The following is a 17,353-nucleotide window of genomic DNA, read 5'->3' as shown; positions in this document are numbered from 1 at the left end:
TCCGCGCGGAAACTGTGATCTATTGCTCATGGCGTGAGCATATGATCTCATGTCGGGATGGATCCGCGGCTTCCCGAGACTGATCTCGTCATCTTCGACTGCGACGGCGTGCTCGTCGACAGCGAGGAATTGAGCTGCCGCTGTCTCGCCGAGGCAATGGTCCAGGCCGGCATCGGGATGAGCACCGAGCGGGCGCTCGAACTCTTCCTCGGCCGCAGCACCGCGGCCCTGGTCGACTACTGCCGGGGCGTCGGAAAGCCGCTGCCCGAGACGTTTCTGCCAGACCTGGCGCTGCAGGTCCGTGAGACCTTCCGCTCCCGACTGAAGCCGATCGCCGGCATCGCGGCGGTGCTCGAGGAATTGCAGCTGCCATATTGTGTCGCCTCATCGAGCGATCTCGAGCGGGTGAAGTTTTCGCTGGAGCTGACCGGCCTCGCCGCCAGCTTCGGGCCGCGGCTCTACACCGCGCAGATGGTCAGGCACGGCAAGCCGGCCCCTGATCTGTTCCTGCATGCGGCAAGCGCGATGGACGCTGCGCCGCGCCGCACGCTCGTGATCGAGGACAGCGTCAGCGGCGTGATGGCCGCGAAGGCGGCGGGCATGAAAGTGTGGGGATTTGTCGGCGGCGCCCACTATCGGTTGGCGGATGGCAGTGCTCTGCTGCGGCAAGCGGGGGCGGATCGAATCTTCGCCGCGATGACGGATTTCTGGATGGAAGGCTGACGCAAGACGATGGCTGCGCCCGACAACGAAAAGTCTCGCCTCGACGATGCGGCGCGCGCCGGCTGGCTCTATTTCATCGCGGGCCACACCCAGGATGAGATTGCGAAAATGCTGCAGGTGTCGCGCGCCTCCGCGCAGCGCCTGGTGTCGCTGTGCCTGGCGGAGCGGCTGATCACGTTTCGCCTCGAACATCCCATCGCGGCCTGCATGGAGCTGGCTTCCCGGCTGAAGGCACGGTTCGATCTGGTGCATTGCGACGTCGTGCCGACCGATCCGGCGGCGCCGCTGTCGAATGCGGGAATCGCTGAGCGCAGCGCCAATCTGCTGGAGACGACGCTGCGCTCGGAGACGCCCGTGATCGTGGCGCTCGGCACCGGCCGCGCGGTGCGCGCCGCGGTCGAGCGGGTCTCGCCGATCGAGCGGCCCGATCACCAGATCGTTTCGTTGGTCGGCAACATCTCCGCCGACGGCTCGGCGAGCTTCTACGACACGGTGGGACGGCTCGCCGACCGCACCGGCGCGCGCCATTACCCGATGCCGCTGCCGTTCCTGATGTCGAGCGAGGACGAGCGCAACCGCATGGTCCGCATCGACCCGATCGCGCGGGTGAGGGCGGTCGCCGCCAAGGCCGATCTGCGCCTGATCGGCATCGGCCAGATGGACCAGAAGGCCCAGGTCCATGTCGACGGCTTCGTCACCCGCGAGGAGCTGCTGGAGATGATGCGGCTCGGCGCGGTCGGCGAAGTGACCGGCTGGGCCTATGACGCCAAGGGCCGCCTGATCAAGGGCGGCACCAACAAGCGGTTGACGAGCATTCCGCCGCAGATCCCCGCGGAAGCGACCACGATCGCGGCAGCCGTCGGCGCCGCCAAGGTGCCGTCGATCAAGGCCGCATTGGCGGGCCGGGTGGTCAACGGCCTCATCACCGATGAGGCCACCGCGCGCGCGGTGCTGGATCGGTAGGAGCCACGAGTCGTACTTCACCTCGCCCCGCTTGCGGGGAGAGGTCGGATCGCATCGGAGATGCGATCCGGGTGAGGGGGAGTCTCCGTGCATTCGTCCGCTTCGTATGCGCGGAAAGAGCCCCTCACCCCAACCCTCTCCCCGTAAGAACGGGGCGAGGGAGCGCAGTCCCGCTGTGGCCGCAAATCAAGTTGCCTTCTGGGTCCCAGCGCCCTTCTTCATCTCCGCAAACACCTCCATTCCAGCGTGCAGTGGAACCCGCGAACGCGCGGGACGGCGCTCCCGCGCGCTTGACAAAATTTGGCGACAGGTTGAACATAAGCTCAACACGTGGGCATATGCTCAACGTGACATAAGGGAGGTCACCTTGAAAAACGTCCTTTGCGCCGTTGCGGGCGCGGCTGCTGTTTTGATCTCTGCCCCCTCGATCGCCCAGACCACGCTGACGGTGGCGACCGTCAACAATGGCGACATGATCCGCATGCAGGGGCTCACCAGCGAATTCACCGCGAAGAACCCCGACATCACCGTCAAATGGGTGACGCTCGAGGAGAACGTGCTGCGCCAGCGCGTGACCACCGACATCGCTACCAAAGGCGGCCAGTTCGACGTGCTCACCATCGGCACCTATGAGGTGCCGATCTGGGCCAAGAAGAACTGGCTGGTGCCGCTCGACAAGCTCGGCGCCGATTACGACGTCGGCGACCTCTTGCCCAAGATCAAGGATGCGGTCTCGGTCGACGGCAAGCTCTACGCCGCGCCGTTCTACGGCGAGAGCTCGATGGTGATGTATCGCACCGACCTGTTCGACAAGGCCGGCCTGAAGATGCCGGAGAGCCCGACCTGGGACTTCGTGGTCGACGCCGCCAAGAAGCTGACCGACAAGTCGGCCGGCGTCTATGGCATCTGCCTGCGCGGCAAGGCCGGCTGGGGCGAGAACATGGCGTTCCTGACCGCGATGGCGAATTCCTTTGGTGCGCGCTGGTTCGACGAGAAGTGGGAGCCGCAGTTCAATTCGCCGGAATGGAAGAAGACGCTGACGACCTATGTCGACCTGATGAAGCAGGCCGGCCCTCCCGGCGCCTCTTCCAACGGCTTCAACGAGAACCTCGCACTGTTCAACGCCGGCAAATGCGCGATGTGGATCGATGCCACCGTGGCGGCGTCGTTCGTGAGCAATCCGAAGGAATCCACGGTCGCCGACAAGGTCGGCTTCGCGCTGGCGCCGAACACCGGGCTCGGCAAGAACGCCAACTGGCTGTGGGCATGGAGTCTCGCGGTTCCTGCCGGTTCGAAGAAGGTCGAGGCGGCCGAGAAGTTCATCGCCTGGGCGACCAGCAAGGATTACACCAAGCTCGTCGCCGCGAAGGAAGGCTGGGCCAACGTGCCGCCGGGCACGCGCACCTCGCTGTACAACAACCCCGACTATCTGAAGGTCGCCCCCTTCGCCAAGCTGACCTTGGCCTCGATCGATGCCGCCGATCCGAACAAGCCGACGGTGAAGCCGGTGCCTTACGTCGGCGTGCAGTACGCGGCGATCCCTGAATTCCAGGGTATCGGCACCCAGGTGGGCCAGCAGTTCTCCGCGGCGCTCTCAGGCTCGACCACCGTCGATGCGGCGCTCACCGCTGCGCAGTCCGTGACCGAGCGCGAAATGAAGCGCGCGGGCTACATCAAGTAGAGCACGCCGGAACCAAAGCCAGGGCGCGTCGAACGCCTTGGCCGCCCGACCAGCTTAGACCTCCCGAGCTGGGTACTTGCGACCATCCTGTCCCGCAGCGGGATGGTCGCTCCTTTCCTTGAGAAGGAGGCGGGGATGGCGACCCAGCAGACCCAACTGCTCGCACGCACGCTGCTCACGCCCGCGGTGGCGCTGCTGTTCATCTGGATGATCGTGCCGCTGGCGCTCACGATCTATTTCGCGACCCTGCATTACAATCTGCTCGATCCCGGCTCTGAATCATTCGTTGGGCTGGAGAATTTCCGCTACTTCCTGACCGATCCGGCCTTCCTCGCCTCGTTGCAGAACACGTTGGTGCTGGTCGGCTCGGTGCTCGCGATCACGATCATCCTCGGCGTGCCGCTGGCGCTGCTGCTCGACCAGCAGGTGGTCGGGCTCTCGATCGTCCGGCTGATGGTGATCGCGCCGTTCTTCGTGATGCCGACGGTGAGCGCGCTGGTCTGGAAGAACCTGCTGATGCATCCGGTGTCGGGCCTGTTCGCCTGGATCGCGCATCTGTTCGGGCTGCCGGCGATCGACTGGTTCAACGACGCGCCGCTGTTCTCGGTGATCCTGATCATCTCCTGGCAATGGCTGCCGTTCGCAACCCTGATTCTGCTGACCGCGCTGCAATCGCTCGACGAGGAGCAGAAGGAGGCGGCCGAGATGGACGGCGCGAGCGCGATCTCGACCTTCATCTACATCACGCTGCCGCATTTGGCGCGCCCGATCACGGTGGTGATCCTGATCGAGACCATCTTCCTGCTCACGGTGTTCGCGGAGATCTTCGTCACCACCGGCGGCGGCCCCGGCCTGCAAACCACCAACATCGCCTTCCTGATCTATTCGCAGGCGCTGATCCAGTACGACGTCGGCAGCGCCTCGGCGGGCGGCCTGGTCGCGGTGGTGCTCGCCAACATCGTCGCCTTCTTCCTCGTTCGTATCGTCGGCCGGAATCTGGAGGCGTAACGTCATGGCGCGGATGGTCACGACACGGCGCAAGGTGATCTCGACGCTGGCGGCCTGGCTGGTCGGCTTCCTGATCTTCTTCCCGATCCTCTGGATGGTGCTGGCGAGCTTCAAGACCGAGCTCGAGGCGTTCGCGATCCCGCCCTCGTTCCTGTTCTTCCACTGGACCACCGAGAACTACGCCACGGTGCAGGAGCGCAGCGACTATTTCCACCACGCGCTCAACTCGATCATCATCGCCGGCGGCTCGACCTTGATCGCGATGCTGATCGCGATCCCGGCGGCGTGGTCGATGGCGTTCTCGCCGACCAAGCGGACCAAGGACGTGCTGCTCTGGATGCTCTCCACCAAGATGATGCCGCCGGTCGGCGTGCTGGTGCCGATCTATCTGATCTACCGCACCTTCGGCCTGCTCGACACTCGCTCCGGCCTGATCTTCATCCTGTGCCTCGGCAATCTGCCGATCGTGATCTGGATGCTGTTCACCTATTTCAAGGAGATCCCCAAGGACATCCTCGAGGCGGCGCGGATGGACGGCGCCACGATCGGCCGCGAGCTGATCTATGTGCTGACGCCGATGGCGGTGCCGGGGCTGGCCTCGACGTTGCTGCTCAATCTGATCCTGGCGTGGAACGAGGCGTTCTGGACCCTCAATCTGTCGACGCTCGAGGCGGCGCCGCTCACCGTCTTCATCGCGTCCTATTCCAGCCCGGAAGGATTGTTCTGGGCGAAACTGTCGGCGGCGTCGACGCTCGCGATCGCGCCCATTCTCGTGCTCGGCTGGTTCAGTCAGCGGCAGCTCGTCCGCGGACTGACCTTCGGCGCGGTCAAGTAGCAGAAAGGCTTTTGCCATGGGTCAGATTACGCTGCAGGGTGTGCAAAAATCGTTCGGGCCGGTCCACATCATCAAGGGCGCCGATCTCGACATCGCCGACGGCTCCTTCGTTGTCTTCGTCGGCCCGTCCGGCTGCGGCAAGACCACGCTGCTGCGGCTGATCGCGGGGCTCGAGGATGTCACCGGCGGCGCCATCCTGATCGACGGGCGCAATGTCGTCGATGTGCCGCCGGCCAAGCGCGGGCTGTCGATGGTGTTCCAGTCCTACGCGCTCTATCCGCATATGAGCGTGCGCGGCAACATCGCGTTCGGCCTGAAAATGGCCGGGATCGCCAAGGGCGAGATCAACCGCAAGGTCGAGGCGGCCGCGGCAACTCTCAATCTCACGCCCTATCTCGACCGCAAGCCGCGCGAGCTCTCTGGCGGTCAGCGCCAGCGCGTCGCGATCGGGCGTGCCATCGTGCGCGAACCGAAGGCGTTCCTGTTCGACGAGCCGCTGTCCAATCTCGACGCCGCGCTGCGCGTGCAGATGCGGCTCGAGGTGACGCGGTTGCAGAAGCAGCTCGGCACCACGGCGATCTACGTCACCCACGACCAGGTCGAGGCCATGACCATGGCGGACAAGATCGTGGTGCTGAACGGCGGCAAGATCGAGCAATACGGTTCGCCGCTCGAGCTCTACGAGAAGCCGGCCAACCTGTTCGTCGCCGGCTTCATCGGCTCGCCGAAGATGAATTTCGTCACCGGTGAGATCGCCAAGCAGCAGGGCGCCGCGACCATCGGGGTACGGCCCGAGCATTTGAGGGTCGAGCGCGACGGGCAGGGCGGCTGGCACGGCACCGTCTCGGTCGCCGAGCATCTCGGCAGCGACACTTTCCTCTATGTCGACGCCGGACCGCTGGGAATGCTGACCGCGCGCTATGTCGGCGAGCTTGACCTGCATCCCGGCGACCGGGTGTCGCTGATCCCGGATCCGGCGCGCATCCACCGTTTCGATGACAGCGGAAAATCGATTCACGCGTAGAGCATGATCCGGACCCGGAGGGTCGCGTTAGCGCAAAGCGTGAAGCGGTTTTCCGAACAGATCATGCTCAAAAAGAAGCTAAGGAAGAAGAAAATGTATCTCGAAAAATTCAGGCTCGGCGGCAAGACCGCCATCATCACCGGCGCGGGTCAGGGCATCGGGCTCGCCTGCGCCGAGGCGCTCGCCGAAGCCGGCGCCAAGGTCATCATCGGCGACCGCGACGCCAAGGTTGCCAATGACGCGCAGGCGGCGCTGAAGGCCAAGGGCTTCGACGCCGACATCGCGCTGATGGACGTGACGGATTCCGGCCGCGTCGCCGCGGTCGCCGACGAACTGGTCGGCAAGTACGGCAAGGTCGACATTCTCGTCAACAATGCAGGCATCGCCCGCAGCGAGACGCCGGCGGAAACCGTGACCGACGAGCACTGGCTCAACGTCATCGACGTCAACCTGAACGGCACCTTCTGGTGCTGCCGCGCCTTCGGCAATCACATGCTGAAGGCGAAGTCCGGCACCATCGTCAATGTCGGCTCGATGTCCGGCTTCATCGTCAACAAGCCGCAGGAACAGTGCTTCTACAACGCCTCCAAGGCCGCGGTGCATCATCTGACGAAATCGCTCGCCGCCGAATGGGGCGCGCGCGGGGTCCGCGTCAACGCCGTCGCGCCGACCTACATCGAGACGCCGCTGAACGCCTTCGTGAAGAACAGCCCTAGAATGTACGACGCCTGGATCGGTGGAACCCCGATGGCGCGGATGGGGCAGGTTGACGAGATCGCCTCCGTGGTGCTGTTCCTGGCGTCCGAGGCGGCGAGCCTGATGACCGGAAGCATCGTTCTGGTCGATGGCGGCTACACTTGCTGGTAGGCTTGCGTCCGGGGATCATGCTCAACGGAAGATAGAGCGGTCATGCGGCAAGCCTATATCGGGGTGGATGTCGGCAGCACCAGCGCCCGGGCGGGCGTGTTCGACGAGTCGGGGAAGCTGCTCGGGTCGGCCCGGCATCCGATCCGGGTCTGGCACGAGCCCGGCGATATCGTCGAGCAATCGTCCGATGACATCTGGGCGGCCTGCGTTGCCTCGGTGCGCCATGCGATGCGGGAGGCTGCGGTTGCCGCCGAACACGTCAAAGGCATCGGCTTCGACGCGACCTGTTCGCTGGTCGTGCTCGACAGGGCAGGCCGGCCGCTCACCGTCAGCCCGTCCGGCGATCCCGTACGCAATGTCGTGGTCTGGATGGATCACCGCGCGATGGATGAAACCGAATTCGTCAACGCGACCGGCGATAAGGTGCTGCGCTATGTCGGCGGCGCCATCTCGCCGGAGATGGAGATCCCGAAGATCCTCTGGCTGAAGCGGCATCTGCCCGCGACCTTCGAGGCCGCCGGGCATTTCTTCGATCTTGCCGACTATCTGTCGTTCCGCGCGTCCGGCTCGCTGGCGCGCTCGACCTGCACGGTCACCTGCAAATGGACCTATGTCGCCGGCGAGGGCGGCTGGAGCGAATCCTTTTTCAAGCGGGTCGGGCTCGAGGCGCTCGCGGCCGACCGTTTTGGGCGGATCGGCAGCGAGATCGTGCCGCCCGGCTCGCCGCTCGGTCGCGGGCTGTCCGAGGATGCCGCGCGCGATCTCGGCCTGCTGCCGGGAACCGCGGTCGGTGCCTCCCTGATCGATGCCCATGCCGGCGGCGTCGGCGCAATCGGCGGCCGCGATGGCTCCGGCGCCGAGGTCGATGTCTGCCAACGGCTCGCCTACATCATGGGAACGTCGGCCTGCATCATGGCGACGACGGTCGATCCCTGCTTCGTGCCCGGCGTCTGGGGTCCGTATTTCGAAGGCATGGTGCCGGGCTTCTGGCTGAACGAGGGCGGCCAATCGGCGGCGGGCGCCGCGATCGATCACCTGCTCAAGTCGCATCCGGCGCATGCCGAGGTTGCGCTCGCGGCGAAGACCGACGGCGTCGACGTCATCGAATATCTCGAGAGGCGCATCCTGGCGCGCAGCGGCAATGCCGGTGCTGCGGCGCTGCTCGCGCGCAACGTTCACGTTCTGCCGGAGTTCCTCGGCAACCGTTCGCCCTATGCCGATCCCGGCTCGCGCGCGGTGATCGCGGGGCTCGATCTCGACACCGACGCGTCGGCGCTGGAGCGGCTGTTCATTGCCGGCCTGTGCGGGCTGGCCTATGGCCTTGCCGACGTCATCGACGCCTTGCAGGCGCATGGCGTCAACGGCAAGACCATCGTGATCGGCGGCGGCGCGAGCCGCAGCCCCCTGGTGCGCCAGATCATGGCCGACACGACCGGCTACACGGTGGCGCTGCCGCAGACGCAAGAACCCGTCTTGCTCGGCGCCGCGATGCTGGGCGCGGTCGCCAGCGGTGCGCACAACTCGATCAATGCGGCGATGGCCGGCATGTCGGCGCTCGGGCGGTTGAGCGAGCCGACCAGGCCGGAGCTTGCCGGGTTCCACCGCAAGAAGCGCGGCGTGCACAAGCTGCTGCGGGAGCTCGACCGCGACAGCCGCGAGGCGATGAGGCGGGCGCCCGGCGAAGCGCCGACGTAAGGTTTGCCCCATGCTGCTGAGTTGCGGAGATGCGCTGATCGATTTCCTGCCGTCGAAGACGGCGGATGGACGTGAGGCCTTGACGCCCGCGGTCGGCGGCTCCTGCCTCAACATCGCGATCGGCAGCGCCCGGCTCGATGTTCCCACCGGCTTTGTCGGCGGCATCTCGACCGACACCTTCGGCAGGATGATCGCCGATCATGCCGCGGCGTCCGGCGTCGATCTTCGTCGCGCCACCCGCAGCAATCGCCAGGCGACGCTGGCCTTTGCGCGCGTCACCGGCACCGAGACGCAATACGCCTTCTATGACGCCGACACCGCGTCGCGGAACTGGACCTATCGGCGCGATGCGGTCGCGCTTGACGGTGTCACCTGCGTGCACACCGGCTCGACCACGCTGGTCCATGACAAGGGTGCGGCGGAGACGCTGGCCTTGATCGAGGATGCGCGGCCGAACGTGACGATCTCGCTCGATCCGAACTGCCGGCCGAACCTCGTCAAGGACAAGGACGCCTATCGCGCGCGCATGCTGGCGTTCTGCGGCAAGGCCGACGTCGTGAAGATGTCCGACGTCGACTTCGCCTATCTGTTTGGTGACGAGGCCCATGCTGCGCGGGCCGAGGCGCTGCTGTCAGGCGGCGCATCGCTCGTCGTCATTACGCGCGGCAATGATGGCGCCTGTGCCTGGCATCGCAAGGCCGGACCGATCGCGGCCGAAGCGCCGGTGGTCAACGTCGTCGATACGATCGGCGCCGGCGACAGCTTTCAGGCGGCGCTGCTCGCCGCGTTGCATCGGTTGGACCGGATCGCGCAGCCGCAGTTGCGCGACGTCTCCGCAGCCGAGCTGACCCGTGCGTTGTCCTTTGCCTGCAAATGCGCCGCTTTCACCTGCACGCGGCCCGGCGCCGATCCGCCGCGCAGCCGGGAGTTGCCGGCCGACTATTGGTAGGCCATGCACGGCCTCAGCCGGCGCGGTGTCTTGCGCGATGCCGTCGCTTGACGCTTAGTCTCATTTTGTGTGCTGCGCCTGCGAAGGCAAATCCGCCCTGTGATGCGTGAAGGCGTCCGAAGCACCCGATATCGCTTGGATTTGATGCCAACCCGCGATCGCTGCATTTCGATCGTACGAAGTCATGCTGCTTCGGCTTCGCATTGAGCGCATCGGTTGTCTTTGTGAAAGACCGCGCTAACATGGAACCCATCCATCGATACCTGTCGTCGTCTTTTTTTGATCGTCTATTGCAGCGCAACCAGGCCGCGCAACGGGTTGCGGGCTCGCCAGGGCGACCGGGCCTCGAAGGGAAGTAGCAGACACGCATCCCTAATATTGCAACCAAGAAATAACGGGGGAAGATATGTATGTGAGAGGGATTGCGGCATTCGCCGCCGCGCTCGGCGTTGGCCTGTTGTCGGGCGCCGCCATCGCGCAGGAAGTCAAGCAGGAGAAGCAGTCGGTCCTCGGCAACGCCAATGTTTCTCCGGTGACCCAGGAGCAGCTCAACGCCGCCGACAAGAACAGCAGGGATTTCCTGCTCACCAACGGCAACTATGCCCAGACGCGATTCTATCCGGGCAAGCAGATCAGCCGGGACAATGTGAAGGACCTGCACGTCGCATGGATCTTCCAGACCGACGTCAAGGAATCGCTTGAGACATCTCCGATCGTCGTCGATGGCGTGATGTTCGTCACGACGTCGTTCAGCCATGTCTATGCGCTCGACGCCAAGACCGGTCAGCAGCTCTGGCACTACGCCCACAAGATGGGCCCGATCACGGTTTATTGCTGCGGTCCCAACAATCGCGGCGTCCAGGTGCTCGGCGACCGGGTCTATCTGGCGACGCTCGATTCCAAGCTGATGGCGCTGAATGCCAAGACCGGCGAGGTGGTCTGGACCACCAATATCGCCGATCCCGAGCTCGGCTACAGCGAGACGATGGCGCCGACCGTGGTCAAGGACAAGGTGCTGATCGGAACCAATGGCGGCGAGTACGGCATCCGCGGCTTCGTGCGCGCCTACGACGCCAAGACCGGCAAGCAGCTCTGGAATTTCCACACCATTCCGGAGAACTCCGTCGGTGTCTGGGCGACCAAGGATGCCACCGGCCGCGACATGCACCGCAATATCCAGGCCGAGAAGGACATGCTCGCCAAGATCGGCGATCCCTATGCCAAGCTCGGTGGCGGCGTGTGGCAGAACCCGTCGGTCGATCTCGCGACCAACCGGATCTACTTCGTCGTCGGCAACCCGTCGCCCGACCTCGACGGGTCGAACCGGCCCGGCGACAACCTCTACACCAACTCGCTGGTCTCGCTCGATCTCGACACCGGCAAGTATGTCTGCCACTTCCAGTACATCGCCCATGACGTCTGGGACCTCGACGCGGTCAGCCCGACGGTGCTGGTCAACGTCAAGGACAAGAGCGGCAAGACGATTCCCGGCGTCATTCATGCCGGCAAGACCGGGCACATCTATGTGCACGATCGCAAGGACTGCAGTCTGATCCGCTTCTCCGAGGCGATGGTGCCGCAGGAGAACATGTGGGTGCTGCCGACCAAGGAAGGCGCGCGCATGTTGCCCGGCGCCAATGGCGGCGTCGAATGGTCGCCGATCGCGACCGATCCGGGACAGGAGCTGGCCTACGCCATCAACCTGCACCAGCCGATGACCTACCACGTCGAGAGCTCGGCCTATCCGAACGGCAAGCTGTGGCTGGGCGGTGCCTTCAAGGTGATCCCGGGCGAGAAGCAGGCGGGCAACATCACCGCGGTGAACTACAACAACGGCAAGATCAAATGGCAGGTCAACACGCCCGAGCCGATGATCGGCGGCATCCTCGCCACCGCCGGCGGCCTGGTCTTCACTGGCGAAGGCAACGGCAAGTTCGCGGCCTACAATTCGTCGAACGGCAAGGAGCTGTGGAGCTTCCGGGCCGGCGCCGGCGTCAACGCGCCGCCGTCGAGCTACATGGTTGGCGGCAAGCAATATATCGTGGTCGGTGCGGGCGGTAACACCCAGCTCGACTACAAGCGTGGCAACAACATCATCGCCTTCACGCTCGACTGAGCCCGGGCCTGATGCATCGTCACGCGTGCAAACATTGACGGCGAGGCGGGACCGGTTCGGTCCCGCTTCTGTTTTGTTCGGATAAAAGGTCCAGCCACGTCATTGCGAGCGAAGCGAAGCAATCCATTGTGCCGCGTTTGTGGAAGCATGGATTGCTTCGTCGCTCCAGCGCAAAATTGCTTTGCAAGATTGTCGCGAGCTCCTCGCAATGACGGAGGTGGACCGATACTGCGCCTCAGGATGAGCCAATGTTCGGTAAATTGATGATTTGCGGCGCCGCGCTGTTGCTGATTGCGGCGCAGGCGCGCGCAGAGACGATTGAGGAAAAAGTGCAGGTCTGCGCCGGCTGCCACGGCGAGAACGGCAAGCCGGTCGACAAGACCATTCCGACGATCTGGGGCCAGCAGGCCGGCTATCTCTACATCCAGCTGCGCGATTTCAAGCGCGGCGATCGCAAGAGCGAGATCATGCAGCCGATCGCGGCGCAGTTCGAGCGCGACGACATGCTGGCGATCGCGGAATATTTTTCGCAGAAGCCGTGGCCTGACCTCGGCCAGCCGCGTGCGCCCAAGGACGTGGCGGAGAAGGCGGTCAGTGCCAGCCGCTCGGTCGGCTGCCCGGCCTGCCATCTCGATCGCTTCCAGGGCGACGGCACGGTGCCGCGGCTTGCCGGCATGGGACGGGATTACCTCGCCAAGACCATCGCCGATTTCCGCACCCGCGCGCGCGGCAACAATCCCGGCATGTCCGACCTGATGCTGGCAACGTCGCCCGACGACCTTGCCGCACTGGTGGACTATCTGGCGGGGCTGTAGCTGCGGACACTCGTCATGCCCGGGCTTGTCCCGGGCATCCACGTCTTGGTATCCAGGCAAAGGAAGACGTGGATGGCCGGGACAAGCCCGGCCATGACGTCCGAGCAAGTCGCCTCAGCGCGGCGTCAGTTCCTCGCGCAGCGCCGACAGGATGGTGAGATCGGCGGCGTGCTTGCCGGCCTTGTCGGCCAGCGCAGGGTCGGCGCCATGCGCGAGCAGCGCTTTTGCAATCGCCGGATGATTGCCTTCGGCGGCGATCATCAGCGCCGTGCGGCCGCGCGCATCGCGGTCGTCGACCTTGGCGCCGGCGTCCAGCAGATACGAGACGACCTCCAGTGCCTGCGCCTCCGGCACGGTCTCGTCGGGCCCGGCCGCCCACATCAGGAGCGTCAGATCGTTGGCGTAGCGCGCGTTGATGTCGATCTCGCGCGCGAGCAACTGCTTGACAATGCCGAGCTGGCCGCCCGCCGCGGCGTAGACGACCGGCGGCTTGCCGGTGTCGTCTGCCTTGCGGCCGTCGGCGCCGTGCGCCAGCAGCGTGCGCACCACCATGTCCCGGCCGGCATAGGCGGCGGCCGCGACCGGGGAGGCGCCGCTGCGTCCGGTGAGATTGACGTCGGCGCCGCGGTCGATCAGGCGCTGCACGATCGCGACATGGCCGCGCTCGGCGGCAAAGTACAGCGCGGTCGATCCCGCGAGGTTGCGTGCATCGACCGGCGCGCCGCGCGCCAGCAGCAGGTCGACCATGGCAAGATGGCCGGAGCGGGCGGCGTGGCTCAGCGGCCTTGCGCCCAGGCGGTCCCGCGCATCGACCGAGGCGCCGTGATCGAGCAGCTCGGTGGCAAGGTTGATGCAATCGGCATTGGCGGCCGCAAACAGCGACAGCGAGATCTCGATCGCGCTGAGCTGGGCGTTGTCGGTTTCGTATTTGCGGATCAGCTCTCGGCACCGCGCCGGATCGGGCGCCGCGAGGCTGCCGTGCACACTGCCGGCAACGATCAGCGCGGCGAGGGCGATGCGGCGATACAAGGCGTGGTCCTCCGTCATGCTGACAGCAGCGCCATTCGGTTCGAGCGTCGCATGATCTTCCGTCGCTGCCAAGCCGCGCGGCCGGGAACTGCCCGCCGACTCGGCAGGCCATGCGCCGTCGTGGCTCCGTGGCGGCGCGCCATGCGTCCGAGCCGATGGACTTGCCGCATGCCGCGCGGCACGATGCGGGCGTCGACCATGTCTGACGCGAGTCCTTGCCAAATGAGCGACGATCTGTGTTTGCTGTCTGCCGTTGAGCTTCATGGGCGCATCGCCCGCAAGGAGGTTTCGCCTGTCGAGGTTACGCGCGCGGTGCTCGCCCGTGCCGAGCGGCTGCAACCCGAATTGAACTGCTTCATCACGCTGTGCGGCGATGCGGCGATGGCGCAGGCGAAAGCCGCCGAGCGGCAAATCACGGCTGGCGAGCCGCTAGGTCTGCTCCACGGCATCCCCTTCACCGTGAAGGACATCGTCAACACCAAAGACGTCCGGACGACCTTCGGCGCGGTGCCGTACCGGGACAACGTGCCCGACAATGACGCCGTCGCGGTGGCCCGCCTCCGTGCCCAGGGCGGCATATTGATCGGCAAGACCACGACGCCGGAGTTCGGCAGCAAGTGCCTGACCGACTCGCCGCTGTTCGGGCGGACCCGCAATGCATGGAGTGCCGAGCGGTCCAGTGGCGGCTCCAGCGGCGGCGCGGCGGTGGCCGTCGCGAGCGGCATCGCGCCGCTGGCGGTTGCGACCGATGGCGGCGGCTCCACCCGGATTCCCGCCGCCTGCAACGGCGTGGTCGGAATCAAGCAGAGCAACGGGGTGATCCCGCACAGCCAGGTGCAGGATGCTTTCGGTAACCAGACCTATGTCACGCCGACCACGCGCACCGTTGCCGATACGGCGCTGATGATGCAGGCGATGGCGGGAGAGGATCCGTCGGACCCCTGGTCGATCGGGGTGCCGGTGCCTGACTATCTCGGGCTTGCCGCGCCGCGCGGCGACCTCAAGGGCCGGCGGGTGCTGTTCTGCGTGTCGCCGCCGCGGCGTCCGGTCACGTCCGATGTGGCTGCCGCGTTCAAGGCAAGCCTCGACCGTCTGGCGAGCCTCGGCGCCGAGCTCGAAGAGTTTTCCGGCGACGGCTTTGACATCGAGCCGATCTGGCGTGCGATCAATCACACAGTCTGGCGCACCCGCTTCGAGAAGCTCGCGGCCGATCATCAAAATGATCTCAGCGCAACCTTCCTGAAGCAGCTCGCGTTGGCGGCGCAGGTCAGCGGTGTCGACTACCAGCGGGCGATGTTCGAGCGCACCGCGCTGTTCCGCCGGGTGCAGTCGTTGTTCGCGCGCGGCGATCTCCTGGCGATGCCGACCTTGACCCGGTCGGCTCTGCCGATCGACCAGGACCTGTTCGGCACGATCGAGATCGACGGCCGGAGTTTCGACAGCGTGCGGCCGCACTGGTTTCCCTGGACCATGCTGTTCAACATGACAGGTCATCCCGCCGTCAGCATCCCCGCAGGTTTCGGCCGCGACGGCCTGCCGATCGGACTGCACCTGGTCGGCCGCTTCCGGGCCGATGCCGAACTGTTGCGCGTTGCAGCGTTGTTCGAGGCGGCGAGCGACTTGCTTGGTCGCTGGCCGACCTGACGTTGTCGGCGACGCCGGTCGCGGCGTCGCTGGTTCAGCCGCTTTGCCCGGTGCTCGCATTGGCGACGGCGCGCGCGACATTGGCGATCACCTCGTTGCACTTCTCCATGGGGGCACTTGCCCCGGTCAGGTAAACCGTCACCACGATCGGCTTGCGGCCGGGCGGCCAGAACACGCCGATGTCGTTGTAGGTGCCGCGCTCGCCGGTGCCGGTCTTGTCGCCAACCCGCCAGTCGCGGGGCACGCCGGCACGCAGCCTTGCGTCGCCGGTTTTGTTGGCGACCATCCAGTCCACCAGCTTCTGGCGCGAGACGGTCTGCAGAACGTCGCCGAGCACGACGCGCTGCAAATCCTTCAGCATCGCGACAGGACTCGTGGTGTCGCGCTGGTCGCCGGGCACGGCTTCGTTCAGCTCCACCTCCCAGCGGTCGAGCCGGCTGACATTGTCGCCGATGGTGCGGAAGAAGCTGGTAAAACCGGCGGGCCCGCCGATCTCGCGCAGCAGCAGGTTGGCGGCGGTGTTGTCGCTGAGTGTGATGGCAGCCGCGCAGAGTTCGGACAGAGTCATGGCCGATCCGACGTGCGCCTTGGTGACCGGCGCGTAGGCCAAGATATCCTTGGCCTCGATTTGCACGCGCTGATCGAGGCTGGATTCGCCGCGGTCGACCCGGTGCAGCACCGCGGCCGAGGCCAACGCTTTGAAGGTGCTGCACATCGGGAACCGCTCGTCGCCGCGCCGGCTCGCGCGCAATCCCGTCTCCATGTCGAGTGCGGCGACGCCGAGCCGGCCGCTGGTCGCCAGCTCGATGCGCGCAAACTCCTGCTGCAGCCGCTGCGCCGGATCGCTTGGTCCCGCCGCCGCGCCTGAACGCGCCAGAGTGCAGGACACCGCAAGGCCCAGCGCGCGTAATCCAAATGTCCGTCTCGTCAGCATGTCGAATCTCCCGTTGGCGGCGCGAACCTGCCGGGCGGCGTGACGGCGCACAAACAATCATTTATACAGCGAGACATGAGGAAAACTTGGTCATGACGCCGTGCGCCGGCATCTCCCGCTGAACGCGCTGCGCGCCTTCGAGGCCTCCGCGCGGCTGCTCAGCTTCACCCGCGCCGGGCTGGAGCTGCGCGTGACGCAGACCGCGATCAGCCATCAGGTCAAGCAGCTCGAGGATCTCCTGGGCACGAGCCTGTTCCGCCGCCTGCCGCGCGGGCTGGTGCTCACTGACGAGGGGCTGGCGCTGCTGCCGGTGCTGTCAGACGCGCTCGACCGGATCGGCGCCGCGATCGACCGCATCGAAGCCAAGGGCACGCGCGAGGTCGTGACCGTCGGCTGCGTCACGACGTTCGCGACCGGATGGCTCTTGCAAAGGGTCGATCGCTTCAAGCGCGCGCATCCCTATATCGATTTGCGTCTGCTCACCAACAACAACCGCGTCGACATCGCGGGCGACGGGCTCGATCTCGCGCTGCGCTTCGGCGACGGTTCGTGGCACGGCACCGAGGCGATCCATCTGTTGTCCGCGCCGTTGTCGCCGGTGTGCTGTCCCGACGCGGCGGACCGGCTGCGCAAGCCGTCCGATCTCGCGCAGGAATTCCTGCTGCGCTCCTACCGCGCCGAGGAATGGCCGCTGTGGTTTGCGGTCGCCGGCGCGCCGTGTCCGAAAATCCAGGGGCCGATCTTCGACAGTTCGGTCGCGATGGCCGAAGCCGCCGCGCGCGGCGTCGGCGTCGGGCTAGTGCCGATCGCGATGTTCGAAAATGAGCTGGTCTCCGGCCGGCTGCTGCGTCCGTTCGCGGCCGAGGTCCCGGCGGGATCCTATTGGCTGACCTGGCTGAAGTCGCGCGAGGTGACGCCCGGCATGCGCGCGTTTCGCGACTGGCTGCTCGAGACGCTGCGGACGGAGGCGAATGAGGTGGAGGACGCCGTCGCGCCTGCACCGCGGCGGAAGATCAAGACAAAGGCCGGACCGAAGCCGCGGACCAAGACCAAGCGGCGTTAACGTCTGA

Annotated in this window: 15 protein-coding genes; 13 read left to right on the top strand and 2 right to left on the bottom strand. The window is 65.7% G+C overall.

Going from position 1 to position 17,353, the window contains the following annotated elements; translation table 11 throughout:
- Positions 1 to 57 precede the first annotated feature (57 nt).
- The 11 genes from J6525_RS23735 (at position 58) to J6525_RS23685 (ending at position 12,676) form a co-directional block, all read left to right on the top strand.
- A complete protein-coding gene (locus J6525_RS23735) occupies positions 58 to 723 on the top strand; it encodes an HAD family hydrolase (RefSeq protein WP_225646513.1) in 666 nt (221 codons plus the stop codon).
- 9 nt (positions 724 to 732) lie between these two features.
- Positions 733 to 1,686, top strand: coding sequence for a sugar-binding transcriptional regulator (locus J6525_RS23730; protein ID WP_057019228.1), 954 nt, complete (start codon positions 733 to 735; stop codon positions 1,684 to 1,686).
- Between the two features lie 367 nt (positions 1,687 to 2,053).
- Entirely contained in the window at positions 2,054 to 3,367 is a 1,314-nt protein-coding gene (locus J6525_RS23725) for an ABC transporter substrate-binding protein (protein ID WP_225646512.1), read from the top strand.
- Positions 3,368 to 3,502: 135 nt separating this feature from the next.
- Positions 3,503 to 4,375, top strand: a complete 873-nt coding sequence (locus tag J6525_RS23720) for a carbohydrate ABC transporter permease (protein WP_024583852.1) — start codon at positions 3,503 to 3,505, stop codon at positions 4,373 to 4,375.
- A 4-nt stretch (positions 4,376 to 4,379) separates the two neighbouring features.
- Entirely contained in the window at positions 4,380 to 5,210 is an 831-nt protein-coding gene (locus J6525_RS23715) for a carbohydrate ABC transporter permease (RefSeq protein WP_225646511.1), read from the top strand.
- 16 nt (positions 5,211 to 5,226) lie between these two features.
- The gene (locus J6525_RS23710; RefSeq protein WP_092081652.1) at positions 5,227 to 6,234 is read left to right on the top strand and encodes an ABC transporter ATP-binding protein; all 1,008 of its coding nucleotides are present in this window, start codon (positions 5,227 to 5,229) and stop codon (positions 6,232 to 6,234) included.
- Positions 6,235 to 6,327: 93 nt separating this feature from the next.
- Positions 6,328 to 7,101 carry an SDR family NAD(P)-dependent oxidoreductase gene (locus J6525_RS23705; RefSeq protein ID WP_057019317.1) on the top strand — a complete coding sequence of 258 codons (774 nt, stop codon included), beginning with the start codon at positions 6,328 to 6,330 and terminating at the stop codon, positions 7,099 to 7,101.
- Between the two features lie 42 nt (positions 7,102 to 7,143).
- On the top strand, positions 7,144 to 8,796 hold the full coding sequence (locus tag J6525_RS23700) for an FGGY-family carbohydrate kinase (protein ID WP_225646510.1): 1,653 nt from the start codon (positions 7,144 to 7,146) through the stop codon (positions 8,794 to 8,796).
- Between the two features lie 10 nt (positions 8,797 to 8,806).
- Positions 8,807 to 9,745, top strand: a complete 939-nt coding sequence (locus tag J6525_RS23695; RefSeq protein ID WP_225646509.1) for a carbohydrate kinase family protein — start codon at positions 8,807 to 8,809, stop codon at positions 9,743 to 9,745.
- A 406-nt stretch (positions 9,746 to 10,151) separates the two neighbouring features.
- The gene (locus tag J6525_RS23690) at positions 10,152 to 11,861 is read left to right on the top strand and encodes a pyrroloquinoline quinone-dependent dehydrogenase (protein ID WP_168855785.1); all 1,710 of its coding nucleotides are present in this window, start codon (positions 10,152 to 10,154) and stop codon (positions 11,859 to 11,861) included.
- A 248-nt stretch (positions 11,862 to 12,109) separates the two neighbouring features.
- Positions 12,110 to 12,676 carry a c-type cytochrome gene (locus tag J6525_RS23685; RefSeq protein WP_225646508.1) on the top strand — a complete coding sequence of 189 codons (567 nt, stop codon included), beginning with the start codon at positions 12,110 to 12,112 and terminating at the stop codon, positions 12,674 to 12,676.
- Between the two features lie 114 nt (positions 12,677 to 12,790).
- Here the strand turns inward: J6525_RS23685 and J6525_RS23680 are convergent, their stop codons facing one another.
- Positions 12,791 to 13,723, bottom strand: coding sequence for an ankyrin repeat domain-containing protein (locus J6525_RS23680; protein ID WP_225646507.1), 933 nt, complete (start codon positions 13,721 to 13,723; stop codon positions 12,791 to 12,793).
- A gap of 204 nt (positions 13,724 to 13,927) precedes the next feature.
- Between J6525_RS23680 and J6525_RS23675 the strand changes: the two genes are divergently transcribed.
- Entirely contained in the window at positions 13,928 to 15,349 is a 1,422-nt protein-coding gene (locus tag J6525_RS23675) for an amidase (protein ID WP_225646506.1), read from the top strand.
- Between the two features lie 34 nt (positions 15,350 to 15,383).
- Here the strand turns inward: J6525_RS23675 and bla are convergent, their stop codons facing one another.
- Positions 15,384 to 16,283, bottom strand: a complete 900-nt coding sequence (gene bla / locus J6525_RS23670) for a class A beta-lactamase (protein WP_092081665.1) — start codon at positions 16,281 to 16,283, stop codon at positions 15,384 to 15,386.
- A 100-nt stretch (positions 16,284 to 16,383) separates the two neighbouring features.
- Between bla and J6525_RS23665 the strand changes: the two genes are divergently transcribed.
- Positions 16,384 to 17,346 (top strand): LysR family transcriptional regulator, encoded by a 963-nt coding sequence (locus J6525_RS23665; protein WP_092081667.1) that lies wholly within the window; start codon positions 16,384 to 16,386, stop codon positions 17,344 to 17,346.
- The last annotated feature ends 7 nt before the right edge of the window (positions 17,347 to 17,353 follow it).

The sequence above is a fragment of the Bradyrhizobium australafricanum genome (assembly GCF_020329495.1).
Taxonomy (GTDB): Bacteria; Pseudomonadota; Alphaproteobacteria; order Rhizobiales; family Xanthobacteraceae; genus Bradyrhizobium; species Bradyrhizobium australafricanum.
This window is presented reverse-complemented; position numbering and strand designations above follow the sequence as displayed.

Coding starts and splice junctions, on each gene's coding strand:
- J6525_RS23700 (WP_225646510.1), top strand. CDS start 7,144: ATGCGGCAAGCCTATATCGGGGTGGATGTCGGCAGCACCAGCGCCCGG.
- J6525_RS23690 (WP_168855785.1), top strand. CDS start 10,152: ATGTATGTGAGAGGGATTGCGGCATTCGCCGCCGCGCTCGGCGTTGGC.
- J6525_RS23695 (WP_225646509.1), top strand. CDS start 8,807: ATGCTGCTGAGTTGCGGAGATGCGCTGATCGATTTCCTGCCGTCGAAG.
- J6525_RS23680 (WP_225646507.1), bottom strand. CDS start 13,723: ATGACGGAGGACCACGCCTTGTATCGCCGCATCGCCCTCGCCGCGCTG.
- J6525_RS23720 (WP_024583852.1), top strand. CDS start 3,503: ATGGCGACCCAGCAGACCCAACTGCTCGCACGCACGCTGCTCACGCCC.
- J6525_RS23685 (WP_225646508.1), top strand. CDS start 12,110: ATGTTCGGTAAATTGATGATTTGCGGCGCCGCGCTGTTGCTGATTGCG.
- J6525_RS23715 (WP_225646511.1), top strand. CDS start 4,380: ATGGCGCGGATGGTCACGACACGGCGCAAGGTGATCTCGACGCTGGCG.
- J6525_RS23730 (WP_057019228.1), top strand. CDS start 733: ATGGCTGCGCCCGACAACGAAAAGTCTCGCCTCGACGATGCGGCGCGC.
- J6525_RS23705 (WP_057019317.1), top strand. CDS start 6,328: ATGTATCTCGAAAAATTCAGGCTCGGCGGCAAGACCGCCATCATCACC.
- J6525_RS23735 (WP_225646513.1), top strand. CDS start 58: ATGGATCCGCGGCTTCCCGAGACTGATCTCGTCATCTTCGACTGCGAC.
- J6525_RS23675 (WP_225646506.1), top strand. CDS start 13,928: ATGAGCGACGATCTGTGTTTGCTGTCTGCCGTTGAGCTTCATGGGCGC.
- J6525_RS23710 (WP_092081652.1), top strand. CDS start 5,227: ATGGGTCAGATTACGCTGCAGGGTGTGCAAAAATCGTTCGGGCCGGTC.
- bla (WP_092081665.1), bottom strand. CDS start 16,283: ATGCTGACGAGACGGACATTTGGATTACGCGCGCTGGGCCTTGCGGTG.